The organism is Pandoraea sp. PE-S2R-1 (assembly GCF_002179865.1).
Taxonomy (GTDB): Bacteria; Pseudomonadota; Gammaproteobacteria; order Burkholderiales; family Burkholderiaceae; genus Pandoraea.
Genome location: NZ_NGUR01000010.1, coordinates 1 through 24,816, shown reverse-complemented (window position 1 = coordinate 24,816; position 24,816 = coordinate 1). Strand labels below are relative to the sequence as shown.

Below are 24,816 nucleotides of genomic sequence, written 5' to 3'. Positions count from 1 at the left end.
CTCGGCGGGGTTTTTGTTTTGGAGAGCGCCAAGTGACAGTTCCCTTTAAAACCATTCCGCAGAATCTGCGGGTTCCTCTGTTTCATGCCGAGCTCGATAACAGCAAAGCAAACAGCGGTGCGTCGACGCAACGTGCGTTGATCATCGGGCAGATTACGTCTGCCGGGACAGGGACGCCGGGCGTTCCGCAGATTTCCCAAGGTGCTACCGAGGCCAAGTCGGTTGGTGGCGCGGGTTCGATGCTCGCGCTCATGACGGCGGCATATCGTCAGGCGGACCCTTTCGGCGAGGTTTGGTATTTACCTCTGGCCGATGACGCGACCGGCGTAGCGGCCACTGGCACCATTGCGGTGACCTCACCTCCGACGGCAACCGGCGTCGTGTACCTCTATATCGCCGGCATCAATGGTGTGCCGCCGGTGACCGCGACGGTTACGGCGATGCAGACCAGTGCCCAGGTCGCCACCGCCATTGCGGCCGCGATCAATGCCCAGACGGATCTGCCGGTGGCTGCGAGTGTTTCGACCTCGACGGTGACCGTGACAGCCAAGAACAAGGGGCTGGCAGGCAACGATATTGATATTCGCCTCAATTACCGTGGTGCCGCGAGCGGTGAGTCTTTGCCGCCGGGTTTGGCGATCACGATTACTCCCATGACTGGGGGCGCAGTCAATCCTGCTCTCACCACTGCGTTCGCGAATCTGCTCGATCAGGAGTTCGATTTCATCGCGTTCCCGTACACGGATGCGAACTCGCTGGATGCCATGAAGGCATTCCTGAGTTCGACCACCGGTCGCTGGAGTTGGAGCAAGCAGATCTACGGGCACGCTTTCGCCGGCTACCGCGGAACTCTTGGCGCACTTACGACGTTCGGCAACAGCCGAAACGATGAGCACGTGTCGATCATGGGGTTCAACGATTCACCGACTCCGGCATGGATTCTGGCGGCTGATCTCGCGGGCACGGTTGCGACCTCCGTTCGTGCTGACGCTGCTCGACCTGTGCAGACGTTGGCGCTGTCGAGCTTCCTGGCGCCGCCCTTGGCTTCGCGCTTTGCTCTGAGCGATCGGAACACGTTGCTGTGGGACGGGATCTCTACGTTCACAGTCGCCAGCGACGGTACCGTCGCCATCGAAAACCTGATCACGACCTACCAACTGAATAGCTTCGGTCAACCGGACGACAGCTATCTTGAAGTGGAAACACTGTTCACGCTGGCATATGTCCTGCGGTCACTTCGGTCTGTCGTTACCAGCACGTATTCGCGCATGAAGCTGGCCGCAGACGGTACTCGGTTCGCCCCGGGCTCGTCCATTGTGACTCCCGCGATCATCAAGGCTGGCCTGATCGCGCAATACCAGCAACTCGAATACGACGGCTACGTACAGCAGAGCGATGTATTCGCCCAAGGGCTCATCGTGCAGCAGAACAGTACCAATCCGAACCGGGTCGATGTGATTTACCCGGCCGTATTGATCGCGCAACTGCGCGTTTTCGCACTGCTCATGCAGTTCCGCTTGAGCTAACCCTAGTGAAGTCCAGCGCTTACGCTGCGCTTTTCTTATTTTTGGAGATTCCTCATGGCAGGTAATCCGAATCGCCTGGCCGGAACCGCCAGCATCACCGTCAGTGGGACGAATTACCTGCTTGTGGGGGATTTCGAATACAACCCGTCCAAGGTGACGCGAGAAACGCTTTCTGGAGTGGATGGCGTACATGGCTTCAGTGAGAAGCCGCGTCCTGGGTCGATTTCCGCAACCCTGCGCGACGCGGGGAGCCTTACTGTTGCCGATCTCAACGCGATGGACAACGAGACGGTTGTCGTGCAGCTCGCCAACGGTAAGACCATCATCGGCCGAAATATGTGGACGGTCGAGGATCAGACCGTCAAGTCCACCGACGCCACTCTCGAAGTGAGGTGGGAAGGCCCACAAGTCTCCGAAACCACGAGTTAAACATGAGCCAACCTGACGAAAAGACCCTCAAGCTTCGCAAGCCTGTGAAGCTCGGCAGCGGTGAGAGCGAAGTCATTTACGACAAACTCGACCTGCGCGAGCCGACCGCAGGCGAACTCGATAAAGCGACGACAACCGGAGGTTCGAACATCGGCATCGGGATCATGCTGATCCACCTTGTTTCTGGCCTGCCCAAGTCGGCCGTCGAAAAGCTCAGTCAGCGTGATTTCACGGAGGCGAACGAGTATCTCGCGGGTTTTACCGACGATGGCCCGACGGAGTCGGTGACGTAATCGCTGACGTCACACACTTCTTCAGTTGGGGCCCTCTTGAGGCAGAGCGCCTCTCGCTTTCAAAACTGGCTTGGTGGAGAGACCAGGCCAAACGCATTCGACAATCAATGGAGGAGGTCTGATGGCAGGTAATGCGTATCAGATCACCATCACGGCCGCTGACAGGGCGTCGGCGGTGGCGAAGAAGATTGAAGCGTCGATGCAGCGTATTACGCGTCCTATCGATCGCGTGACAGCGTCCTCGAAGAAGATGAACGACGCTGCCGCAACGCTTCGCAAGCCGTTCGCTGACGTGGGGCGATCCCTCAAAGCGTTGGGCGATGAAACAGGGGTGACGAAGGTTGCGCGCGGTATCCGTCGCATCGGTTATGCCGCCGCCGCCGCTGGCCGGAGCCTCTTGGGAATAGTGGCTCCGCTTGCGGGGATCGCGGGGCTCGGCTCAATCGCAGGTATTGCCCTGATGACGAACGAGTGGGGCAAGATGGGCGCAGAGGTTTTGAAGACTTCGGCTGCCATCGGCGTATCAACTGCTGATCTCCAAGCGTATCGGGGGGCAGCGAAACTTGCCGGCCTATCTGCGGATGAGATGGCCGGATCACTCAAGACCCTTGGGAAGACGATCGAAGACGCGACCTATGGCCGAAATCAGGACGCATTCGTGATGATGCAGAAGTTCGGCATTAGCTTGCATCGTACGAAGGATGGTGCCGTCGATGCCACTCGCGCGCTGAAAGACCTCGCGAATGCAATCGTGAAGCAGAAGGGGAACGTCCAGACGCAATCGCTAATTGCTGATGTATTCGGCGTTGGCTCGCTGCTACCTATGCTGCAAAAGGGCGAATCTGGAATTGATGCGTTCGTGCAAAAGGCGAAAAGCATGGGGCTCGTGCTCAGTGACGAGCGGTTGAAGCGAGCAGCCGCTTACAACGAGCAGATGATCAAGCTGGAGGCCTCCGGTACGCGGCTGAAGTATTCGTTCGGTGAGGCAATGGCGCCAGCGCTTGAGCGAGTCATTACGGTGGTGCAACGGCTCGTCGACCAATACGGAGAGATAGTGGCGACGAACGTGGCCGAATACGTCGAGCGGTTCGCGAAGTGGCTTGAGCAAGTAGATTGGGATGCAACTGCGGCGAAGGTAACGAACTTTATCGATGCGATTGGCGGGGTAAAGGGAGTTGCGGTGGCACTGGCGGCTATCACCTTTGCCGCACCGATCGCTGGAATCGTCTCGATCGTCGCCAATCTGACTTCACTCACCGCTGTGGCCATCCCGGGGGCGGTTGCCGCATTGGGCACGCTTGGAGTGGCCGGTCTGGCGGCGTGGGGCGCACTGAAGGTCGCAAAGGCGGCGGGATTGCCCGACACGAATTCGGCAAAGGGAGCGAGCGACGTGGCCGCCGGAAACTGGTGGGCCGCATCGGCCAGCCTGCCGGCCATGAGCTTTCTGGGCGCCGGTTGGGACCGGCTGACAGGGAAATCGAACGCAGATATCGCGTCAGGTCTTCGCCTTCAGTCAGGTGCAGGCAAATCGAGCGCTGAATCGGACGCACTATTCTCGAAGCTTGAAACACAGTACGGCTTGCCGAAAGGGCTGCTCGACAGCGTATGGGCGCAGGAATCGGGGCGCGGTACGAACATGCTGTCGTCCGCCGGCGCCAAGGGGCATTTCCAGTTCATGGATGCGACGGCAAAGCAATACGGGCTCGACGACCCAAATGACCTGTCGAAGTCCTCAACGGCGGCCGCGCAGATGTACCGAGATTTGCTCAAGCAGAACGGTGGCGATCTGAGCAAGGCACTTGCCGGGTACAACTGGGGGCAAGGCAACTTGCAGCGCAAGGGCATGGAAAACGCCCCGAAGGAGACGCGCAACTACGTGGATCAGGTTCAGGCCCGCATGGGCGGAACAGGCCTATACGGTAGTTCTCCGCGCATCGCTGAGGCCAATCTGCCAGGGCAGTCGCCACCTGCTGTGACTGCCGATGCGGGACGAGTCCATGTGGACGTGGTTATCCATCAGGACGGCCGTCCTGCAACGGCAAAGGTGCGGTCGCAAGGCAATGCAACTGCATCCGCCAAGGTAACGACGTCAAAAATGGAGGCGTTGGTGTGAGCGTAGCTGATGTGGTGAACGTCGCCGGAAGCATCGGCGGCGTGGCGTCTGCCGCCAAGGGAATTGCCTCGTCAGCGCAGGGCTTGATGAGTCTATTCGGCAGCGGCGACTATGCGAGCAAATTGCGCAAGGCTAGCTATAACGGTGTGCCGTTCGCCGTCGTATCGGAAAGTGGCGTGTTTGGGCGGAACGTGGTCGTGCACTCCTACCCGAAGAAAGAGACGCGTCCCTGGATCGAGGACAACGGCCTGAAGACGAACGTCCTGCAGATCACCGGCTTTCTCGTTGAGAACAGCCTGATCTACGGTGGCGGGGACGTCACCACGCAGAAGATCAATCTGCTGAACGTGATTCGCGGCGGTTCCGTCAACAATACGAAACCGCCTGGTATCGGGAAGCTTGTTCACCCCACATGGGGTGAGATCAAGGCAAATTGCACTGAAGCTGAGTTCGGGACGTCGTGGGATCGTGGTCGCGTCGTCGAGTTGCGCCTGACGTTCATTCTCGGTGGCGATAGGTTATATCCGAGTGCCCAGTCTGCGACTAAGGACGCGGTAAGCAGTGCGGCTTCGGGCTTGACGGCATCATCATTGCTCAGCTTCGTCAGCCGCACTCTCGACGCAATCAAGGCGGGCGTCGCTGTCATTCGTACTGCCGTCGGTGTTGCCGTCGGGTTTTATCAGTCTGTGAACGGCTTGGTGCATAGCGTCCGTCGATTCTTTAATTCGATTTCCACGCTGTCAGGAAACTTCGGACGAATCTTCGGTGGTAGCAATTCTGGTTATGCCGGCGCCAACGGGAAAGCACCTGCTACTGCTACGGTAGCGAGCCTCCTTGCTCAGGACACGCAGAATGTTGCCAATGTTGTTGCCGCCGGGGCGGCGATTTCCGCCGCGGCCGTGAGCGCTGGGACCAATCCGGCGGCATTTAGCGGGGCGGCGCAGTCGCTTATGACCGCGACCGCAAACACTGCCGCATCGCCCGCTGACGCAATCAGGTTGTTGACGCCGTTGGCGCAGTACGCGCCGCCGTCAGTGTCGCCGAGCTCGCCCGTCGCGGCAGCGCAAGCAGTTATGAGCGGTGCGACGGGGGATTTGCTTCGCCGATCTGCGATTGCTCAGCTTGCGATGAGCTCGACGGCATATCAGCCAGCCTCAGCCGACGATGCCGTTGGTGTCCGGGATACCATCGTAGGGCTTATCGACGCCGAGATTCAGGTCGCGGCGGACCAAGGCGAAGATGACGTTTATGTGGCGCTGCGCACATTGAGGCAAGCCGTGGTGACTGACTTCGACGGTCGGGGACAGGGACTGGCGGCAGTAACAACATTTCAGTTCAATGGGACAATTCCGTTGTTGGCACTCGCGAATCGCATCTACCGTGACGTTGGCCGCGCGGACGAGCTTGTTACACAGGCGAACCCGGTTCATCCTGCTTTCTGCCCAACTACCTTTAATGCTCTAGCGACATAGGGTGCGGCGCTGCTCAAAAATGGTACAATTGTTTACCCCTAAGAGTAAATAACCATATAAATCAAGCACTTATGGCAAATCCGATTCCGCTCTCCAAAGCAAGAGCGGCGTTTGCGGAACTGGGCGACATTGCACACGCCCGAATCGAGGCCGACGAATTTACGCTTGCTCGTTGCGAGCGCGATGCAAAAGCGTCCTTCGACGAAGATCCTATCGGAGCACTTCAGTTGCTTGGAGTGGTCGCATCGTTTCGTTGGGACGATGTTGGGGTACAAAGCAACTTCGAGCGCGCGTTGGCGATGGGCGGCTCAACTACCGTTCAAAGCAACTATGCCCGTGCGCTCGGGGATATCAATCGATATCGTCAGGCGGCAAATCAATTTCTATTAGCGTCGGGCCGGGAGCCTGAAAACCTAGCGTTGCTGCGATCCGCGATCGTTCTTAATTTCTCGGTGTTTGAATTTGATGTAGCGCGCGAGCTTTGCGAAAAGCTGGCACAGCGAACTCCTAGCCTTGGCGATGATATGCGGGAAGACATGAAGATGATCGAAGGCATAGAGAAGCTTGGGGTTGACCTTGAGACGGTTCGACGTACGATCGATTGTGCGCTTTCATTCCTTGCTTCGAAAAATGTACGAGCCGTGGGATTCAAACAAGCTCTCGATGTTTCTGATGGAGACGGTTGCTTGTATGTCGACGTAGTAGTTCGCACTAGCGAAGTTCGTGCACGCGAGCTAGACGAAGAGTTCACGCCGGTGCTGTTTGACAGCATTGAGCATCCTCAGTTGAGTAGCATTGTGGTCGGACTAGAGGCGGCCGCCCAATGAGTTCAAACTACGATGAAATCATTCAAGTAGCGGAGCACTTGTTGGCGACGTCACTGGGCGAGCACTCTTTGCGGTCGTCTGTTTCGCGGTCATACTACGGCGCATTCCATGCTTGTGTCGAGATGCTTCCTGACGAGTTCGCGCCGCCCGACGAATCTTCCTACAAAGGCGAAAGTCATAAGTCCGTAGTTAATGCTGTGGAAGCTTGGGGGAAGAGTTTGAGGCCAGGCCGTACGGATGCTCAGCAGGCCGGAAGAAAACTCGCCAAGTTGAAACAATTTCGTAAGGAAGCGGACTACGTTTTAGGTAAGGACTTTGACCGCGATGCAGTTTTCTGCGTCGCCGAGGCGAAGAAAGCCATTGCGTTTGTTTCAAGCGCTCGCCAAACATATGACCTTAAGTCTCAGGACCAAGCCTAGATTCGCACCGTACCGCATCGCACCGTACCGAAATGAAAGGCCACCTTGTTAGGTGGCCTTTCTTGTTTGTATGGGAGAGAAAGTCAGTTTAGAGGCAGGTAGGTCTGCTGCATTTCCCCGTTCACACATTTGATGGTCACCTTGCCTTGCTTCAGATATAGCTTTCCATCTGGAGCGGAAAGGATCTTGCTCGTTACATAGCTTTCGGGGTAGTCACATGAGGGCTCTACGAAGTTACCTTTAGCGTCAAGTACCGGCTCGACATCGGCCTTCATGACGCTGAAGTACTTTGGAGTTGCGCGTTCGTTATCTGCCGCGAGAAAACGGCCATAAATCATCGCATCTGGCTTGCCGTCGCTGCCCGGTGGCGAATAGAAAGTATTGCGATTCATCGCTTCAAATCGGAATCCTTTGCTCACCTTTTGGCAACTATGAACCGGCAACGCGCTCGGTGCCTGGGAGGCTTCGTGCAACTGTGCTTCGGTGTTGCAGATGACGACATCGTCTTTGACGGTCTCAAAGACTGGCATTGCATAGGCTGTCGATGTCACGAGCGTCGCAGCCAAAAAGGCGATCTTCATATTCATGGAAATCTCAATGGAAGAAACGATAAAGCTCCAAATTAACGGGCTGAATCTCTCGGGCTGGACGCGCGTGCGTGTTACACAAGGGATTGAACGTTGTCCAACCGATTTCGAGTTGGAAATGACCGAGATTTTTCCGGGGCAGGCTCAAGACATCGTTGCAAAACCTGGTGACCCGTGTGTGTTGGAGTTGAACGGTGCACCTGTCGTTACCGGGTACATCGACCGTGTAACTCCCAGTATATCGGCTGAGGGACATGAAATACGAGTGACTGGCCGAGGGCGCTGCCAGGATCTCGTGGACTGTGCCGCAGTCTGGCCGAACTACCAGATGAGCAACGTCACGGCCTTTTCAATGGCGACGCAATTAGCCGAAACATACAGGGTTGACGTCAAGTGCGATGTCGAGAACCTGCTGGTGATTCCTCAGATCAATATCCTGCCTGGCGAAAGCACCTTCGACATCGTCGAACGCACGGCCCGATACAGTGCGCTGCTCGTCTACGAAGGTGCTGACGGAAGTCTCATTTTGGCTCGTGCCGGTACCGAGGCGATGGCCAGTGGTGTTCACGAAGGCATCAACCTCGAAGCGGCGACGGTAGAGCGCTCAATGGATCGACGGTTTTCCGAAATTGTCGTGATGCTGACCGGCACGAACAACATGCAGGATCTGAGCTCCATCAACGCCCCTCACTTCATTGCCAAGGACCCGAATGTCCCGCGCTTCCGCCGGCGGGTCATCATCGCTGAATGTGGTGAGCTGGGATGGGAGGTGGGCAAGAAGCGCGGTTTGTGGGAGGTCGCGCGCCGACGTGGTCGTGCCGAGACCATTCATCTCACCGTTGACAACTGGCATGATGTGGCCGGCAACCTGTGGGAGCCGAACAAGTTGATGGACGTGCTTATCTCAAGTCTGAAGGTCTCGGGCGATCAGGCGGGCACCGTGCCTGTGCGGTATCTAATTGCAGAGGTGACGTTCACCCTTGATGAGTCTGGTACGCATGCCAATCTTACGTTGATGCCACCTGAAGCGTTCGAGCCCGAACCGATCCTGCTCTATCCGCAGTACGGCGACTTAGTAGGCGCCGTGTGGGGGCGCTGAATTGGCATGACCGAAATTTTTGAGAGGCTTGCGCAGCGAATCCTATTGGTTGTTGCCCGCGCATTGGTGACCGTTGTTCGGGACACCGGCGGAATTCAGATCATGCAGGTAAAGCTGAGCGCGAGTGAGGTAAGAGACGATCTTCCTCGATTCACCGAATTTGGCTTTTCTTCGAACCCACCAACTGGTGCAGACGTCTTGGTGGCGTTCGTTGGGGGAGATCGATCAAAGGGGATCGTGATCGGAACTTGCCATCAACCGTCCCGACCGACGGGGCTCAGTCCTGGCGAAACGATCTTGCACAGCCAAGATGGAAAGTCCGTCTATCTGACGGCGGCCGGCGGCATCGTTGTCGAGGCGAAGGGGCAGCCAGTTGTGGTCAGCGATGCTTCTGACGTGACTTGGAACTGCACTGGCAAGTTCAAAGTGGTGGCACCCGGAGGCGTCGAGTTCGACGCGCCGATGGTGATATCGACCGGCGACATGCAAGACAACTTTGCGAGCAATCCGCACACGATGGCGGATATGCGCGAAATATCCAATTCTCATACCCATCCGGTCAAGTCGGTACAGGGTGGTGGGTCGACCGTCACAAGTGACCCACCAAATCAGCATCAGTAAGCATTGCTCTGCTCGATCAACAAGCCTCCCTTTCGGAGGCTTTTTCGTTTTGGCTCGAATGGATACATCAACAGTTTGGGACTCGGTCGCGAATCGAGGCGACTGGGTTCTTGATGGCGCTGCACTCGAGACGGGAAATGACGTCACCACGGCGCTTCTGATCAGTCTTTTCACCGATCGAATGGCTGATCTGGACGACATCATTCCTGATGGCACCACTGACCCGCGCGGTTGGTGGGGTGACGATCCCGCTGCCGGCTTGATCGGATCTCGAATGTGGCTCATCTTCAGAGAGAAGCAAACCAAGGAGACATTGCAGCGCGCCTATGACTACATCGTCGAAGCCATTCAATGGATGGTTGATGACGAGGTCGTTGCTCGGTTCGATATTAACGTCTCGTGGATCAAACGAGGTCAACTCGGTGCCCAGGTCACTGCCTACAAGCAGGACGGCGCAATCGTGCCGAACACGTTCACTTGGGCTTGGCAAGGAAACGACTGATGCCCTATCAACGACCAACACTCACGGATCTTGAGCAGCAGGTTGCTGCTGATGTTGCATCTAACTTGCCCGGGGCTGACCCGCTGCTCCGCTTCGCTAACCTCAAGATCACGGGGCGCGCACAGGCCGGCTTGGCGCATCTGCACTACGGATATATCGATTACATCTCGAAGCAAGCGGTGCCGTTCACTTCCACGGGCGAGTATCTGGCCGCTTGGGGCGCTTTACGGAACACCTATCAGAAGGCACCGACGAATGCGAAAGGTACGGTGTCTTTTCAGGCAACTCCCGGGGCCGTAATCCTTTCGGGAAGTGCCTGCGCGCGCGGCGACGGCTTTCTCTATACAACGCAGGGAGACACGGCAGCTCAGGCCAACGGTGTCGCCACCGCTACGTTGCTCGCGAATGAAGCCGGCGCGCTCGGTAATTGTGATGCGGGAACCGTGATTACTCTCGGCACCGCAATACCAGGCGTCCAAGCGGGGGGTGTTGCGGCGGCAGCCTTCACTGGGGGCGCTGCTGCGGAGATCGAAGATGACTATAGCGAGCGTGTGATGAGCGCGTACCAGGCCACACCACAGGGTGGGGCAGCCGGGGACTACGTCACGTGGGCTTTGGGCGTTTCCGGGGTAACCCGTGCATGGGTAACGCGAAACGGATTCGGCGCTGGAACGGTGGTCGTGTACGTGATGCTCGACGACGCGCAAGCTGGGCACGGAGGATTCCCGCAAGGGGCGAATGGCGTTGCCGCCGGCGACTCATCGCGAGGAGTGGTCGCAGTGGGGGACCAACTGACCGTTGCCAGTGCAATTTATCCACTGCAACCCGTCACGGCTTTGGTGTACGTCTGCTCGCCAATTGCGAATGCTATCCCATTCACGATTACGGGACTCTCCGCGGCTGATTCGACGACGAAAGCGGCAATTTCAGCGGCGATCATAGGAGTGTTTAGGGCCAACGGAGCGCCGGGTCAGACGATCGATCTGTCGGATATCAATTCCGCGATCGGAGCGATTCCCGGTGCGAGTGGCTTCGTTATCACCAGCCCAGCGGGGAACATTACCAACTCGACCGGCCAACTGCCGACACTCGGCCTGGTCACTTATCCGTAAGGTCCTCCATGCTGGTGCCCTCACTCACCCCAGACGATTTTCTCCAAGCATTCCAAGGCCTGCTGCCAAGGGGAGCAGTTTGGCCGAGAGACCCTGACGCCGTTCAAACGAAGGTATTCCGAGGGCTCAATACGGTGTACGCGCAGAATACTGCGCGCGCAAACAACTTGTTGGTCGATGCGTTTCCAGGCACCACGTTTGAGCTTCTCCCCGAGTGGGAGGCAACGCTTGGCCTGCCAGACCCCTGCGCAGGATCATCGCCGACCGTGGAAGCCCGACGAGCTCAAGTCGTTGCACGTCTCGCGGCTGTGGGTGGACAGTCGGTCGCGTACTTTACCCAACTGGCGGCCAATCTAGGCTATGCGATCAGCGTCGATCAGTTCGCTCCTTTTCGCTTCGGACAATCACCTTTCGGATCGCAGCTTGGCTCCGATGATTGGTTTTTTGCATGGCGCGTCAATGCGCCGACGTATTCGATTCGATATTTCTCGTTCGGGATAAGCGGTTTTGGTGAACCGTTTTCCTCGTGGGGAAACAACGTACTTCAGTGTGAGATTCAGGCGTTCGCGCCTGCTCATACGATTCCTCTATTCAATTACTCCTGAAGCAAATCACATGGATCGACTTATTGCGGCAAATACCGTTCCGGTCGGTAGCGGCGATCTTGCGCCTGCGACCGGTACCCCAGGGCAAGCAACGGACGGCAATCCGGCAACCAACACTCCGGCGACGCGTTTCCCTTCATATGCATTCAATGCTATTCAGGAAGAGTTGGCCACGACCATTCTCGCCGGTGGATTGACGTTGGATCGAACAAACAACGGTCAACTTGCGCAGGCGGTGAAATTCATCGCACAGAAGCAGGTGTCCGGCGTCGTTGGCCAAGCCCGAAACGCAAAGATGACGGTCTCGGCGCCATCCACCACGGCTACGTTCACGGCGGATGAGGTGATTCTCGAATCTGTGCTTGGTGGCCTGCGTTATTGCGTGGCGAACGCGTCCGATGCGTTCAACCTCGGGACTGATATGGATGCCGGAAGCGCGCCGGTGTCCGGTGCCGTAGCGCTGTACAAGTTGGCCAATCCAACGACCGGCGCCGTTATCCGGCGGATTGTCAACACAACATCTGGTATCGCGCCAGAAATTTACGCCGGGGCGGCACCGCCGGCTGGCTACACGGTTTCTGCGCTCGTAGTCGTGTGGGGTACGGATTCGCTAGGGCGATTCGTCGTCGGATCGATGCGAGACCGTCGCGTTAGTTTTCCCACCAAGGTCATTTTCAGTACATCGACGAGTAACGGGTCTTACACGTCGTTCTCGACGGCCGGCAATATCCCGCTCAACGCGAAGACGCTTTACGGCGGCTTGATCATCGCCAACAACACGGCGAACGTGACCATTTCGCTTCAAGTGGCAGCCGATGCCAACGGCACCGGCGAGCAAGGGAACGGTTCGTTTCTCGTTCAGGCGAACAACACACTCACCATCATGATGGGTCTCGACATCGTTACGGCGGGCTCGCTCTACGTCAAGACGAGTTCGAGCGCCGGCGTGCCGACGTTTCAGGTGACATCGACGGGCTACACATTCTGAGGAAGCTATGACCGCAACGACGATTTTCATTCGCGTCAACGGCGCGGGCGAGTTGACTGACTATTCGCCGTGCCCGCAAGACGAAAGCATTTGGCCCGGGTTCATTGAGACAGACACCAAGAACGAGGCATATGCCGCGTGGTACGGGTACCTCGACGCGACGCGGCAGAGCCAACTGCCCGCACCTGGGGCATGAAACAGAACTGTCCTTCGTGAAGTTGGCACGGCAGCAACGCCCCTGAGCCCGCTTCCCGCACTGACGTCGCACAGCGGCGAATAGTCCATAGCCCATTCGGGCACTTTCTTCAGGAACAACATGCCTCGAATTGATGCTGCCACAGCGGGCGGTAGGAACGTGCTCGCGTTTCTCGACACGCTTGCGATCAGCGAACATACGGCGATCGGGCTCGCCAATTCCGACGACGGCTACAACGTCATCGTCGGTGGCACACCGCAGCGCCCGACGCTGTTCACCAGCTATCAGGACCATCCGCGAATCGTCGTCACGATCCGGGATAAGACTGGTGCGCCTCGGATCATCAACGGCAAGCCGTTGCAGTCGACGGCGGCGGGGCGCTACCAGGAAATGCAGTGGATTTTTGATTCCTACCGTCCACTGCTCCAACTGCGTGATTTCTCGCCGATCAATCAAGACCTCATAGCACTGCGCCTTATTCGAGAATGCGGTGCGGTAGCTGACATTTCCGCAGGGCGTATCGCGTCAGCTCTCAACAAATGCCGCAGTCGTTGGGCCAGCCTGCCTGGTGCCGGCTACGGCCAACACGAAAACGCACTCGACTCGCTGCTCGATGCCTACCGGCGCGCGGGCGGTGTCACAACAGCCTAAATCCGGGGGGATCGATGGGCGACGAAAAAACGCTGTGGGGTTTTGCAGGACTGGCTCTGTTGGGGGCTCTCATGGGACTCGGGAAATTGCTGGTCAGTGACGAGGTGCTGACGATCCGTTTGATGGTCGGTCGCTCGATCTTGGGGGCTGGCGCGTCAATGATCGCTGGTGTGGTGTTGATCCAGATTCCGGACATTCCGCCGTTGGCGTTGTACGGGATCGGCAGTGCGCTCGGTGTCGTTGGCGCCCAGTTCATCGAAGGGGTACTCAAGCGAAAAGGGCGACATTTCATGGGGGACCGACACTGATGATTCACTGCGCCGCTGGCCGCCTTCGGGCGGCTTTTTCGTTTCTGGAGGACCTATGTCTGCCGTAACCGACACCCATGAAGAGCGCGAAACGCTAACCGTCGACGTGCTGCTTCCGGGCCACGAGCAGCGCACCACCACGCCGCTGTTCACGCGCACGCGCTTGGCGCTCATCGAGCGCGAGGGCGGCCGGTGTTTCGTTTGCGGCGGTGCCGAGCAAGACGTCGGCCATCCGCTCGAAGCCCATCACCACCCGATTGAGCGCAGCACCGCGAACCTGATCGACTGGCCGCGCTTCACCGAGGACTGCCGTTCCGGCGTCTGGGGTGAGCGGGCCAGCGCATTCGACTGGGACGGCTTTCTGGCCGCACAGCCACTCGACCCGTACCGCTTCGTCGACGACATGACGGTCAACGGGATGCTGCTCTGTAAGGACCACCACATCGGAAAGGGGGAGGGCATCCACGCGATGCCGTTCCCGCTTTGGGTGGCACAGAAGTATGCCGTCGATGGCTACAAGTTCACGCCGGACGAGATCATCCATCACCACGAGAAGGACACAACGAAATGAACACTCGCATGAAAGTGGTTTGTTACGGCGCGCTGCTCGCCCTCTGGGGCTTGTTTGCTTGGATGGGGAAGACCCCCGTCGAGGGCTTCATTGCAGCGATCAGTGCTGCGTTGACCGCCCTCGGCGTCGTCCATGTGGCAGCAGCGAAGACTCAGGCCCCGCCGTCCGACCCAGGCTCGCCACGGTGATTCGCGCCGCGTTCGCTTGCGTCGCCAGCATCTGGTTGGCGGCGTGCGCGGGCACCGCGCGCTACGAAGCGCGGCCGTTCTATGACTCGGCCGGCCGGTTGATCTGCTGCCAAGCATCCGTGTGGAGCAGCAAGGACGTCGGTGCAGTCACCGTGCGCGTGACCAATACCACCGAGGGCTTCACCCTCGATTTTGCCGAAACAGGCGTATCGGCCAGCGCGCCGATCACCGCAGGCGGAGGCATCGCTTCCAGCATCTCATCAGCAGTCACCAGCGCGGCAGCCGCCGCCATCAAGCTCACCACACCGTAAGGATCCCACCATGAAGCGTTTTGTCATTGTGGCCGCGTGCGCGGCCGTGCTTTCGTTCGTCCTCGCCGCATGCTCGACGACGCCCCAGTCGGCGCCCACGCCGGCGCAGGTAGCTGCACGAGTGTGCCCGCCGGTTGAGGTCGCCATCACCTCGTTGCAGCAGGTCAGCGGCATGAGTGACGCTGCGCTGCACGCGCTCGCCGATGCCCAGCCGGTCGTCTCGGCGGTCTGCGCGGCCGGTTCGACGGTCGATGCCGTCAACCTTCAGACGCTCGCGAGCGCGGGGCTGCCCGCGATCATCACCGTGGCGAAGGCGTCGCAGCTGTCGTTGCAAGATCAGGATCGCATCGTAATGGGCGTGACCACTGCGCAGATCATGCTGGCGGCCGCGATCGCCGCCTGGCCATCGGATCAACCGACCGCCGCGGCAAAATGAGCCGGTTCCTGACAAGGCTGGTCATCGAGAACGCCACCGGCTGCGACGATGGCCGATGGCGGCTCGTGCGCGCATTGATTTACCAGTCCGATGTGGCCGGGCAGACGTTCGTCGTGCCGCGCGGGTTTGTCACTGATTTTGCGTCGGTGCCGCGCGTACCGATTGCCTATCTGCTGGCCGGCGGCACGTCGAACGAGGCGGCTGCCGTGCATGATTGGCTCTACATGACGCAACCGGTGCCGCGTTCGATCGCGGACCGAGTGCTTCGTGAGGCGTCGGCCGTTACATGCGTACCGGTATGGCGCCGCTGGTTGATGTACTGGGGAGTCAGGATTGGAGGTTCAACGCATTGGGAGTGAATGATGCTGCGCTTTTGGCTCTGGTGCGAGGGCTTCAAAGATGCAAACGATGGGATCGAGAAGCCTCCGTTGGCGACTGGGCAATTGAATAAGCTTAAAAGAGTTTGTTTTCCTCTTCCCTAACTAGTCTAAGGTCAGCGTCATCCCAACCTTCGACACGACCGGTTTCGACAAACTGATTGTCTTTCAGCATATAAGTGACTCGGTCTCGGAAACCCATCACATAGGGAAGGTCGGCCCTTTTTGACACCTCGACCGTTTCAACTTGATTCTTGCCTTCATCGCTGATAGTAACGTCAAAGCCATGCCCCGTTGTGCAGTAAAGCTCGGCGATTTGTTTGAATTCCCATGGTTCGCACTTGAATACAAGAAGGGCCGTGGAATGGGGGCCGGATATCACTTCAATTAGCAATTCGTCCGTTCCATCGTTGTTAATGTCGGCGTATCGAGACTGTATCCACGAACTATTTCCGTCGAGCGATCCAGGCGTGGCCCATTCCCCTGTACTTCCGTATACATCCGGCGCGCGCCTAACAACTTCCCCGATCCCACGAATCAACGCGCCTGGTAGCTCCAGTAACCTTTTGTGAGCCTCTTGATTCATTCTCTGAAGCTCCTCAGTTGCTTTGCGCGTCTCCTTCTTCGCGATGCGAGCTTCAATGAATTGCCATGCAGCAATTGCAAGCGTTACACCAATACCAAGTGGACCGAATGGGTCAATCTGAAATGGCATGATTTTAAGTGTTGGATTCGACTCCGCGATCGTAGCAGAGATCATTCACATTTGATTTCAGTAGCCGTGCATCAATGAGTAGCTATCGCGATCCCATCGGCTTCTCCCACCACTCATCCCAATCCGTACCGTAGCGGATATCACTCATCTTCGGAGCCCGCTTCAGCAGAGCGGGGCCGTCCATGTGTAAACGACTTATGGGTGGGTTTGGGCTGTCGGATAGCCCCGCGGAGGTGTGTCCGCTGCCTGATGCTGCCGACTGATCATTGCCCTGCACGCGTCCGGGCGGACCCGCCGATAAACCCCTGGCGCCGCCGCGCTTGGGGAGTTGGCCGATACGGCGCCGAACCGACGCCATCAGCGCAGTTCGTCCAAGATCGACCGCACCACCGCGCCCCGCACGTTTCCGCGAACGGCGTCCAGCGCGTTAGTACTGTCTATGACGCTCTGCGCGCCATTGTTCCAACGGCCGATGTCTCCCAAGTGCGACTCGCTCAGATGGGTTTGGCGGACACTGCGCACGACCGTATCGACCTCGCCGTAGGTCACCCGGCGTACGGAGGATTGCTTGATCAGGTCGCGCAAGGCGGTGAAATACCCCTTCAAGGGCTTGGTCGTCTGCAGCTCCGGCAGGTAGCGGCCGGCCATGTTGCTGATCTCCTGGACGTAGTAGGTCGACTCTCGCTGCTGTGCATCTCTGCCAGAGTTCACGCCCCGTTCCAGCGCAACACGCGCGCCTGCCGTGCGTGCCACGGAGTCCATGTAGGTATTCGGTTCAGGCCAATAGACGGCCTTGGGCGCAATCGCGTTGTAGCGCCGGCGTACCTGGTGTTCGCCTTCGTTGATCGCCTCAAGACATCTCGTCAGCTTGCGGTTCCAGTCGCCTCCATGGTCGGCAAATCCATCGCCCCAGAAGGCTGCGTCCCGCGGCGTCGTATCCCAGAGATAGCCGCCGCTGACGACATCGGCGCCCTTGGACGCCATATCCGGTGCACTGCTTTCCGGTCCGTTGGGTCCCTCCACCTCGCGTTCCTCGTACGTCACGCGACCCAGATCAGCGATCGCTTTACGCGCGTCCAGTCCCATCGCCGACACGGGCGTGGCGAGCAGCGGATCGGCGGTCACGTCGGCGTCCATGCTGCGCATGACGGGAGAGATGGCGGTTGCATCGCGCAGGCGGCTGATCAGATGCTCGGTGCCGGGATGGAGGGTCACGTTGGCACGCATTTCAAGAAACGGGAAGGTATAGCCGCCGCCCGGCGCGGTATTGCTGAACACCGTCGGGAAGCAGCCGCCTTGCACCCCACGCGTCTCGGCATGGGTCGCGACAGCCGTGGCATCTGCCACCAGGTCTGCATATGACGCGAGAACAGCGCCGGGTCTGACGAAGTTGGAGTTTGGGAGCGGGGCAACATCGCCGGCCGCAGCGGGCCTGTTCAAACCGATCATAATGGCGCGGTTATCCGTCGCAGTGGCGGAATTGGCGATGCTGTCGATCTTGGCGATGGCCGAAGCGCGGACGCCTTCCATCACTTCGATAATCACGCCGCGGTCGCCGTTGGCCGCGGTGGCGACGGGTGCCTGATCCGACATGGTGGCCGCGCCGATCAGCGCATGCGGCGTGCGAGCCTGTGCGCCGACCGTCGTCACGCGCTGGACTGGTCCGGATGGGATCATGGCCGGTTGCGCCACCGGGGCGGCGTGCGGGACCCCGCCATACGCTGCAGCGCGCGCTCCCATCACATCGGCTTCCCGTTCGAGCGTCTCATCGTCATTTATCGACACAGCGTCGCGTAATTGCAGCGTTGGTCGGACACGCCCCTGCGCCTGTTGCTCCACGTGCCAGGCCTCATGCGGCAAATGCCTCTCTTGGCCCGCCCCAAGATGAATTTCACTACCTTCGGCATAGGCATAGGCATGCGCCTGCAACTGCGCCGGCTTACCCGAGTTATAGTGCACCGTTACGTGATCCATGCTCATGGCCGAGAGCGACTCTATTCCCGCCTTCAACTGATGGGGCAAGCCGGTATTGTCAGCTTTTTCTTCAGGTTGCTGGGGTGATAGCGCCCCAGCAACCGCGCTGCCTTCTGGCAGTCGCGCGTTCCCGCCGGTGAGTGCGTCCACTTCAATACGCTGGGCCACTGTCCGCGGACTGCTATTCATCATCTCGGCTAATTGGCGTTGCGCCAATGCCGTTGGACGGTTGTCTACCAGTCTCGACCTCTCTGTGACCGGCCGTGCTGTTGCCATTTGGATGGCATCAGAATCATCTCTTGCTTGGAGCGGTGACTTCATCAAATGGCCTCCGTCGGTGAGGTGCGCTGTCTCCCGTGTTCGTTAGACTATTGTGCCTTACGCGGCCAAACTGATTGTTTCGGCTTTCGAACAAAGGGAAGGTGCGGCAATTCTGTTGGGAGCGCATTGGACTAAAGTCCTATGCGGATGGCGGGGCGTCTGCTTCTTGCCATTTGTGGTGGTGTCCGGGGACGAGAGGCAGGGTGGTTGTCAACGGGTTCAGTCTATCTCCGAAGTGGTGCCCCAGGAATGCGTGGTGACTCTCCTTTCGCCTCACGGTGCTGCCCAAGCTACGACTTCAGACATTCGAGCGCGATCAGGGTGCTTCCAACTTCCTCCCGCCACGCTTGGTGGATCACCACGTAAAGCGTCTCCACTTCCCGCAGTACCTTGTCTTTTCGCTGAGCTTCGCGTCGGCGGAACGCGACTTCTTCGAGCGCAGGTCGGACGTCTGGATCTTTGTTGGTCAGCCAGAGGCTGCGGAGCTGGTCGATGGTCAGCTCTGACGGACGGGGATTGAGAGGTATAACGGGCTCAGCTACGCTGCCGCATGCTCGTCGATCGCCGGAATTCGGCCGTGCTGAAACAGCACCTTGGGCGAATCCATTGCGCCGGTCTCAGGATCCATCTGCACTTCGTACGCGGCAACGCCGGCGTGACGCTCGCGCATCGAGTGGGCCACGCGCACGGCCCCGAAGCTCGTGCTTGCAGGTCGCACCTCGATGGGCAGCAGATCGCCGCCAGCACCTTTGCGGAACGGGACGACGATGAATCTGGTGATGTGAGGATCTCGCATGGCGACCCCCCTCAGGTGCTGGTGAGGGAGGTAAATTAGCATAAATACTGTATAAAAACACAGCAACACCGCGGGTGAGTGATTACTGTATATGACGCTATATAATGCTCAAACTATGCGTCATATGTGCGTTTATGACGCGAAACGTCATCGTCATGCAAGCACGGGGAATGTGAGTAATGCGCTGCGTCGACGGTTTGCAACTAATATCCAGTTGCACTTCCTATACTTAATGGATATAGTTAGTGTCCAAGCTAAAGAAGCTTCGTGCACGAGTGGTCCAAATTCCGTCGGATTTTTCCTGGGATGAGATGGTCACTCTTCTGGAAGGCCTAGGGTTCACAGAGAAGGCGGCCAAGGGCGGGTCGTATCGAACGTTCTTTGATGAGACTGGGCGAAAAATTTTTCTTCACAAACCCCATCCAGGTTCGATTGTGAAGGTCTACAGTATCCGAGACGTAGTGGAGAAGCTACGTGAATTCGGTTTGCTGAGTGACGGGGGCGATAATGACTGAAAAAGCAAAAGTTCTAGACCACAAAGGGTATGTTGGCTCAATCGACACAAGTCTTGAGGACGATGTTCTTCATGGCAAGATTTTGTTCATCAATGATCTTGTAACGTATGAAGGACAGACTCTCGGTGAACTGAGGAAGGCGTTCGTCGAAGCGGTGGATTTTTATCTTGATACTTGTGCCGAAAACGACGTAGAGCCAGATAAACCGTGTAGTGGTGGATTCAATGTGCGGATCCCTCCGGCAACGCATCGTGCTGCGCAGATCGCGGCTGCTCGTCGCGGCGTTTCATTGAATGAATTCGTAGGGGAAGCGATCGCCAATGAGGTGTCTGGGGCGCGAATGGTTACCATTCACCAGCACGAGCATCGACATACGCATTCCGAACATGGGATGTTCGAGTCGGAAGAATCATTCTCATACAGAGCAGTCACAAAATGGTCGAACGAGGCACCAAAAGTAACGCGGCACTGAATTTGACCGATTTTCGTTTGGTGGATTATCGGATCAAGAGCATCAAGGCTGAGAGCTTTGCCGAGCCCGCTGATGACGGTTCCAGAGGCGGGACCTCCCACAGTAGGCTCGAGTCAATTGGAAATGTTATTCCGGAGAAGAACGACCCTGGTGAATATGCGGCTGTTCAGTTCACATATTCACTAGATGGATTCGGCAAGGGAAGTGGCGATAAGAAACCGCATTTCTCTATTAGTGTGTGCGCCGAGTTCCTATTCGAAGCAGAGTCGAGCGGTTGGATCGAGGATGAGCAACTTGCCGGCTTCATGCAGTATGCGGCGCTGCAAGCGTATCCTGTATTCGTTCCGAAAGTTCGTAGCATTGCCCATGAAATGGGATATGTCGGCGTCGATCCAGCGCTTGGCCTCCGCGTATCAAATCTTCCTCAGAGGGTTAAGAGGTCTCCAGAAAAGATGGCCGAAAAGAAGCCCCAGTCTAAGCGCCGCGTTGCGCCGGCGAAGGAGTGATCTAAATCCTCTCCGCTCTTGGTCAACTGGATTGCGGAGAGTGATTGGTTTACGGTGGTCGAGGTAGTGTAGTCTGTCATACATATGCTTCGACGCTGGATGAGACGTGCAACTGCGAGATAGCCGGTGCTTTTTACTCGGGTTGAATACGTTCAATGCGCAACACCGCCCGCTGATGAACTACATCCACAAACCGGGAAGCGAAAAGCGATTGGTCGCGACCATCTAACCGGCCGACTATGTCGATTGACTTGGCGCTCGATCGATGGATGGATAAGGCAAGGTCGTTCATCACACTTCCAGATGCCGCTTCTATGAGCGCAGCTCCGCAGCCCAAGTCGACATCCTGAATCGTCCCCGACAAGCGTCAGTGAATATTAGACAGTCACCTAATATTACGCTGTGCGAATCAACAGATTGACTCAAACGAAAAAAACCGCACAACCAATGACTGTGCGGGTTCAATTCTGGTCGGGGCGAGAGGATTTGAACCTCCGACCACCTGCGCCCCATGCCGGTACGCTACTTCGGGTCGAAGGAGCATCACCGTCCGTCCAATGACTGATTCCTGCCCGTTGCCGTCCTTGAATCGGATTTCCCGAGCGACCAACTGCGCAGCAATGCAGCTGCTCCGTGACGCTGATCCCGTAGTTGCCCACTTCGGATCCGACAAACTTTGTGGCATAGTTTTGGCTTGGGGGGGGCAATATGCCGAACAGAATCTTTGAATTCGTGATACCTCAGCGGCCAGTATCTTTGCAGACTAGGAAGAGAAAAAACCTACAGACTTGGAAGGCCTTTGTGAACGCAGAGGCCGCCAAAATTTGGCCAGCGGATACGCAACCGTTTGCTGGTGAGTTGCGGGTGACGTTAGTGTACTTAGCTGCGGATGATGCTGCTGACGTAGACAACATCATTAAGCCGATTCAGGACGCCCTGGTCGGTATGGTGTACGAAGATGACGTCGCTGTATGTGATGTTGATTGCCATCGTCGGTTCCTGTCTGACCCGATCGACGTGACCGATTTGCCGCCGCTGTTGCAGGCAGGTGTTGCGAACGCCGATGAGTGCGTCTACGTCCGCGTGTCGCATGCTTCTGAATTGAAGGACTATCTATGACGACGCAGAGCAACCACTCGGCACATGAAGCGAAGATCCAAGAGCTTAAGGAACGGTTCGAACGCGACGGCTATGCTGTGCTGATCGAGCCCCGGAGGCAGGATATTCCCTTCGATCTCGGCAACTACGTCCCCGACCTTGTCGCTCGCAAACGTGATGGTGGTCTCATCGTTGAAGTTAAGACGGTCAACGCAAGGACGTCCATTGAGCGGTACCAGTCGCTCGCCCACACAGTTCAGCAGCATGACGGGTGGAGATTTGTCCTTGTTACGGTCGATGACTTGAATGTACCCGTCTCGTTGCAGGAGACTGTGGGTTGGGGGGAGCTGGAGGCGAAACTCGGAACGATCCGATTGTTGATCGACAATGGGAATGCTGAACCCGCAATCCTGTACTTATGGTCTGTCTTTGAGGCTGCAATGCGTAAGCTCGCTATCACGACGGCAATGCCTATCGAAAGACTACCCGCTACAAAGTTGATGAACCAACTCTACACCGCTGGTTACATTGCCGTCGATGACTTTCAGATAGCCAAAAAATTTTTGACTATGAGAAACGGTATTACGCATGGCTTCGGTACTCCACCGGATGTCCCGTTAGCGGAATCATTTCTTCGCGCCGTAGCGGGGCTCATCCGGGAATGGACGAAGGAAGGAGCCGATTATGAAACGTTGGACGACTAGTAACCAATACGGGCAGACGGTGCGCGACTAATGCCCATGGGAGCATGCGAATGCATGCTCCGTAATATAAAGGCGTCGTTTGGGCCACCGAACTGAGACGTCGATTACTGCCGAAAGCAGCCATTGCCAGGAGCATGGGTGCGGACTGCCAGCATTGTGCCAGTGTATCGCCTGAAAGCCCCAATGTATAAGGATTGTGCTGGGGTTCGAGTCCCGTCCTCTCCGCCAAATGAGATAGCCCGCTTGCGCGGGCTATCTTGCATTCTCAACTTCCCTTTTCGCCTCCCTCGATTCGTCGGCGTCGAACCAATGCCTGTGCCCACCGACCTTCGATACTGGCGGCAGCACCGCCGGCTCCTCCGTCTATGGAGTCATCGAACGATGGGTCACCATGTCCAGCGCAGACCAAGCGTGGCAGACACCGACTGCTGTCGCGTTGCGTCAAGCTGGGTCAAGTAGGCGAGCGTGGCATATACGCTCGCTGCTTTGTTGAAGCGGCCGGCGACGCCGATGCCGAACTGGGCGGCTGTGCTGTTGGAGTTGGTCACCACCGGAGTATTGCCTCCAAACAGAACGCGACCATCGTTACCGAAGCTGTGGATGAGATTGAAGAGTAGGTAAGGGCGGAGCAGCCCGCGCGCGCCGTCGTAGTTAGCTTCCAGTCTCGCGCCAATACGCGCCATCAGACTGTTGACGTTGTTGAACGCTACGGTGGAAATTCCATCGTTGAAATCGTCAATACTCTGTCTTTGCCAGATGATCTGCGCCTGTGGCTCGAGCGCTAACGTCTCCGATAGGTGAATCGGCCACCCCGTCTCCAGCGACGCGGCCAGGCCCTTGCCGTTGACGTTCCGGTTGAGGCCGCTCAATGGCTTTGCCTGATATTGCATCGACGATGCCAAGAAGATAGCGTCCGTGTAAGCACCGCTGGGCATGACGTGAGTCCAGTAGAGACCAGCGCTGTACATGTCCAGCCCGAGAGATCCGGCGTGCGTATCAGGCATACCGAGTGCGAGACCCTGAACATCACCCGAAGCACGTGTCCACCCGCCGAGAATCCCCACGTGGTCGCCGTGGCCCGAATCGCTGCGACTCGCAAAGAAGTCGTGCCCGATCTGAATGCCGCCAATGTTGCCGTCAAACTGAGGGGTGACATCGCCTTTCGTACGCAATTGCTCAGTCTGCCCCCACACCCGAGCCCAGCCATCGGTCAGCCAGCCACGCTCATCAAGCAATCCCTGCTGGCCCTGCCGTTCGTGGAATGTGGCCAATTGGGCGAAGCCTGCGGTTCTGCCTAGCTCCGGCATCATCGAGTAGACGGGCACCTCGATCCGATAGATGGGGAGCGGGTCGTCGCCGGGCTGGAGCGTCGCGGTTGGCGGTGTTCCGATACCTGGCGTGGGCGTCAGGATTTCGACTTCCGGCTCTCCGGTGACCGGATCTGTGACGGTCACCTCAACGGGGGCAGCAACCGTCGAGCGGAGATACCAACTGTTCGTGCTGTCGGCCGTCGTGCCACCCTTATACAAGTAATAGGTGTAGGCGCCGGCACTCACCGAGGAGCCGAGCGCGAAGGCTGACGCAGTCGATGTCGCGCCGCTGACGGCCTGCACCACCGGAATTCCGTTGCCCGTGGTCAGGTTGCCGAGCCCGCTAAGATTATTGACGGCAACCGATGTGTTGCCGTTGATCGTGCCGCCGCTCACAGTGAGAGGGGCGACACGCGAACTGTCGTTGCCAAGTACAGAGTCAACTTTCAGGGTGCCGTTCTGCCCGGTGTAGTTGCCGACAATAGTCAGCGTGCCATTGCCACTGCCGTCCCCTGGGTGAACGGTGCCCTGGTTTGTGACGTTGCCCGTGAGCGTCCCAGTGCCAATAAGGGTTGCGCCAGAGGCCACCGTCGTCGTCGCGCCGCCGAGCGTGCCGGTGAGGTTGAACGTGCCGGTCTGCAACTGGGCGTTGTTGAAGTTGCCGCTGCCACTCCATGTCCAGTTGTCGCCTTGAGCGAGCAGGGTGCCGAAGTTCACGAACGCGTTGCTAGCGGTGCCGGTGCCCTGAAGAATCAATGTACTGACTGCGCTCGA

Annotated in this window: 30 protein-coding genes; 25 read left to right on the top strand and 5 right to left on the bottom strand. The window is 57.8% G+C overall.

Annotated elements, in window-relative coordinates; genetic code table 11:
* Nucleotides 1-32 precede the first annotated feature (32 nt).
* The 7 genes from CDV44_RS10585 to CDV44_RS10555 all read left to right on the top strand — a co-directional run bounded on the left by CDV44_RS10585 (nucleotide 33) and on the right by CDV44_RS10555 (nucleotide 7,079).
* Nucleotides 33-1,526 carry a phage tail sheath subtilisin-like domain-containing protein gene (locus CDV44_RS10585; protein WP_087688042.1) on the top strand — a complete coding sequence of 498 codons (1,494 nt, stop codon included), beginning with the start codon at nucleotides 33-35 and terminating at the stop codon, nucleotides 1,524-1,526.
* Nucleotides 1,527-1,580: 54 nt separating this feature from the next.
* A complete protein-coding gene (locus CDV44_RS10580) occupies nucleotides 1,581-1,955 on the top strand; it encodes a phage tail tube protein (protein WP_087688041.1) in 375 nt (124 codons plus the stop codon).
* A 2-nt stretch (nucleotides 1,956-1,957) separates the two neighbouring features.
* The gene (locus CDV44_RS10575; RefSeq protein ID WP_087688040.1) at nucleotides 1,958-2,248 is read left to right on the top strand and encodes a phage tail assembly protein; all 291 of its coding nucleotides are present in this window, start codon (nucleotides 1,958-1,960) and stop codon (nucleotides 2,246-2,248) included.
* 121 nt (nucleotides 2,249-2,369) lie between these two features.
* Complete coding sequence (locus CDV44_RS10570) at nucleotides 2,370-4,361, top strand: transglycosylase SLT domain-containing protein (RefSeq protein WP_087688039.1); 1,992 nt, start codon at nucleotides 2,370-2,372, stop codon at nucleotides 4,359-4,361.
* Entirely contained in the window at nucleotides 4,358-5,833 is a 1,476-nt protein-coding gene (locus tag CDV44_RS10565) for a DNA circularization protein (protein WP_249277502.1), read from the top strand. The genes CDV44_RS10570 and CDV44_RS10565 overlap by 4 nt, the downstream gene beginning before the upstream one ends.
* 71 nt (nucleotides 5,834-5,904) lie before the next feature.
* The gene (locus CDV44_RS10560; protein ID WP_087688038.1) at nucleotides 5,905-6,660 is read left to right on the top strand and encodes a hypothetical protein; all 756 of its coding nucleotides are present in this window, start codon (nucleotides 5,905-5,907) and stop codon (nucleotides 6,658-6,660) included.
* A complete protein-coding gene (locus CDV44_RS10555) occupies nucleotides 6,657-7,079 on the top strand; it encodes a hypothetical protein (RefSeq protein WP_087688037.1) in 423 nt (140 codons plus the stop codon). Before CDV44_RS10560 ends, CDV44_RS10555 begins: the two co-directional genes overlap by 4 nt.
* Before the next feature lie 83 nt (nucleotides 7,080-7,162).
* Here CDV44_RS10555 and CDV44_RS10550 read toward each other — a convergent pair whose 3' ends face one another.
* Nucleotides 7,163-7,666, bottom strand: a complete 504-nt coding sequence (locus CDV44_RS10550; RefSeq protein ID WP_087688036.1) for a hypothetical protein — start codon at nucleotides 7,664-7,666, stop codon at nucleotides 7,163-7,165.
* Here CDV44_RS10550 and CDV44_RS10545 point away from each other — a divergent pair.
* The 13 genes from CDV44_RS10545 (at nucleotide 7,665) to CDV44_RS10480 (ending at nucleotide 15,613) form a co-directional block, all read left to right on the top strand.
* Nucleotides 7,665-8,765, top strand: a complete 1,101-nt coding sequence (locus CDV44_RS10545) for a phage baseplate assembly protein (protein ID WP_249277501.1) — start codon at nucleotides 7,665-7,667, stop codon at nucleotides 8,763-8,765. The genes CDV44_RS10550 and CDV44_RS10545 overlap by 2 nt on opposite strands.
* A 6-nt stretch (nucleotides 8,766-8,771) precedes the next feature.
* Complete coding sequence (locus CDV44_RS10540) at nucleotides 8,772-9,386, top strand: phage baseplate assembly protein V (protein ID WP_087688034.1); 615 nt, start codon at nucleotides 8,772-8,774, stop codon at nucleotides 9,384-9,386.
* Between the two features lie 58 nt (nucleotides 9,387-9,444).
* Nucleotides 9,445-9,888 (top strand): phage GP46 family protein, encoded by a 444-nt coding sequence (locus tag CDV44_RS10535; RefSeq protein WP_087688033.1) that lies wholly within the window; start codon nucleotides 9,445-9,447, stop codon nucleotides 9,886-9,888.
* Complete coding sequence (locus CDV44_RS10530; RefSeq protein ID WP_087688032.1) at nucleotides 9,888-11,000, top strand: baseplate J/gp47 family protein; 1,113 nt, start codon at nucleotides 9,888-9,890, stop codon at nucleotides 10,998-11,000. Before CDV44_RS10535 ends, CDV44_RS10530 begins: the two co-directional genes overlap by 1 nt.
* Before the next feature lie 8 nt (nucleotides 11,001-11,008).
* Complete coding sequence (locus CDV44_RS10525; protein ID WP_087688031.1) at nucleotides 11,009-11,605, top strand: YmfQ family protein; 597 nt, start codon at nucleotides 11,009-11,011, stop codon at nucleotides 11,603-11,605.
* Entirely contained in the window at nucleotides 11,511-12,593 is a 1,083-nt protein-coding gene (locus CDV44_RS10520) for a hypothetical protein (protein WP_170935946.1), read from the top strand. The genes CDV44_RS10525 and CDV44_RS10520 overlap by 95 nt, the downstream gene beginning before the upstream one ends.
* A gap of 316 nt (nucleotides 12,594-12,909) precedes the next feature.
* Nucleotides 12,910-13,440, top strand: coding sequence for a glycoside hydrolase family 104 protein (locus tag CDV44_RS10510; RefSeq protein ID WP_087688028.1), 531 nt, complete (start codon nucleotides 12,910-12,912; stop codon nucleotides 13,438-13,440).
* Nucleotides 13,441-13,454: 14 nt separating this feature from the next.
* Complete coding sequence (locus tag CDV44_RS10505) at nucleotides 13,455-13,748, top strand: holin (protein WP_087688027.1); 294 nt, start codon at nucleotides 13,455-13,457, stop codon at nucleotides 13,746-13,748.
* A 55-nt stretch (nucleotides 13,749-13,803) separates the two neighbouring features.
* The gene (locus CDV44_RS10500) at nucleotides 13,804-14,319 is read left to right on the top strand and encodes a hypothetical protein (RefSeq protein ID WP_087688026.1); all 516 of its coding nucleotides are present in this window, start codon (nucleotides 13,804-13,806) and stop codon (nucleotides 14,317-14,319) included.
* Nucleotides 14,316-14,507 carry a hypothetical protein gene (locus CDV44_RS10495; RefSeq protein ID WP_087688025.1) on the top strand — a complete coding sequence of 64 codons (192 nt, stop codon included), beginning with the start codon at nucleotides 14,316-14,318 and terminating at the stop codon, nucleotides 14,505-14,507. Before CDV44_RS10500 ends, CDV44_RS10495 begins: the two co-directional genes overlap by 4 nt.
* A complete protein-coding gene (locus tag CDV44_RS10490) occupies nucleotides 14,504-14,818 on the top strand; it encodes a hypothetical protein (protein ID WP_087688024.1) in 315 nt (104 codons plus the stop codon). The genes CDV44_RS10495 and CDV44_RS10490 overlap by 4 nt, the downstream gene beginning before the upstream one ends.
* Nucleotides 14,819-14,828: 10 nt before the next feature.
* Nucleotides 14,829-15,254: a hypothetical protein gene (locus CDV44_RS10485; RefSeq protein ID WP_087688023.1), complete on the top strand. Its 426-nt coding sequence runs from the start codon at nucleotides 14,829-14,831 to the stop codon at nucleotides 15,252-15,254.
* Nucleotides 15,251-15,613, top strand: coding sequence for a DUF1353 domain-containing protein (locus CDV44_RS10480; RefSeq protein WP_087688022.1), 363 nt, complete (start codon nucleotides 15,251-15,253; stop codon nucleotides 15,611-15,613). The genes CDV44_RS10485 and CDV44_RS10480 overlap by 4 nt, the downstream gene beginning before the upstream one ends.
* A gap of 94 nt (nucleotides 15,614-15,707) precedes the next feature.
* On the opposite strand, the gene CDV44_RS10475 is transcribed toward CDV44_RS10480, so the two are convergent.
* The 3 genes from CDV44_RS10475 to CDV44_RS10460 all read right to left on the bottom strand — a co-directional run bounded on the left by CDV44_RS10475 (nucleotide 15,708) and on the right by CDV44_RS10460 (nucleotide 19,437).
* The gene (locus CDV44_RS10475) at nucleotides 15,708-16,391 is read right to left on the bottom strand and encodes a hypothetical protein (protein ID WP_087688021.1); all 684 of its coding nucleotides are present in this window, start codon (nucleotides 16,389-16,391) and stop codon (nucleotides 15,708-15,710) included.
* A gap of 312 nt (nucleotides 16,392-16,703) precedes the next feature.
* Complete coding sequence (locus CDV44_RS27775) at nucleotides 16,704-18,641, bottom strand: DUF4157 domain-containing protein (RefSeq protein ID WP_141118711.1); 1,938 nt, start codon at nucleotides 18,639-18,641, stop codon at nucleotides 16,704-16,706.
* 538 nt (nucleotides 18,642-19,179) lie between these two features.
* Complete coding sequence (locus CDV44_RS10460) at nucleotides 19,180-19,437, bottom strand: hypothetical protein (protein ID WP_087688019.1); 258 nt, start codon at nucleotides 19,435-19,437, stop codon at nucleotides 19,180-19,182.
* Nucleotides 19,438-19,748: 311 nt separating this feature from the next.
* Here CDV44_RS10460 and CDV44_RS28725 point away from each other — a divergent pair, with 311 nt between their 5' ends.
* From CDV44_RS28725 to CDV44_RS10435, 5 genes are all read left to right on the top strand, one after another.
* Nucleotides 19,749-19,952: a type II toxin-antitoxin system HicA family toxin gene (locus tag CDV44_RS28725; RefSeq protein ID WP_371328763.1), complete on the top strand. Its 204-nt coding sequence runs from the start codon at nucleotides 19,749-19,751 to the stop codon at nucleotides 19,950-19,952.
* On the top strand, nucleotides 19,945-20,424 hold the full coding sequence (locus CDV44_RS10450) for a type II toxin-antitoxin system HicB family antitoxin (RefSeq protein ID WP_087688017.1): 480 nt from the start codon (nucleotides 19,945-19,947) through the stop codon (nucleotides 20,422-20,424). Before CDV44_RS28725 ends, CDV44_RS10450 begins: the two co-directional genes overlap by 8 nt.
* On the top strand, nucleotides 20,388-20,930 hold the full coding sequence (locus CDV44_RS10445; RefSeq protein ID WP_141118710.1) for a hypothetical protein: 543 nt from the start codon (nucleotides 20,388-20,390) through the stop codon (nucleotides 20,928-20,930). Before CDV44_RS10450 ends, CDV44_RS10445 begins: the two co-directional genes overlap by 37 nt.
* 708 nt (nucleotides 20,931-21,638) lie before the next feature.
* Complete coding sequence (locus tag CDV44_RS10440) at nucleotides 21,639-22,049, top strand: RusA family crossover junction endodeoxyribonuclease (protein WP_087688015.1); 411 nt, start codon at nucleotides 21,639-21,641, stop codon at nucleotides 22,047-22,049.
* The gene (locus CDV44_RS10435; RefSeq protein WP_087688014.1) at nucleotides 22,046-22,732 is read left to right on the top strand and encodes a hypothetical protein; all 687 of its coding nucleotides are present in this window, start codon (nucleotides 22,046-22,048) and stop codon (nucleotides 22,730-22,732) included. Before CDV44_RS10440 ends, CDV44_RS10435 begins: the two co-directional genes overlap by 4 nt.
* Before the next feature lie 386 nt (nucleotides 22,733-23,118).
* On the opposite strand, the gene CDV44_RS10430 is transcribed toward CDV44_RS10435, so the two are convergent.
* On the bottom strand, nucleotides 23,119-24,816 hold a 1,698-nt coding region (locus tag CDV44_RS10430; protein ID WP_170935945.1), incomplete at its 5' end, for an autotransporter outer membrane beta-barrel domain-containing protein.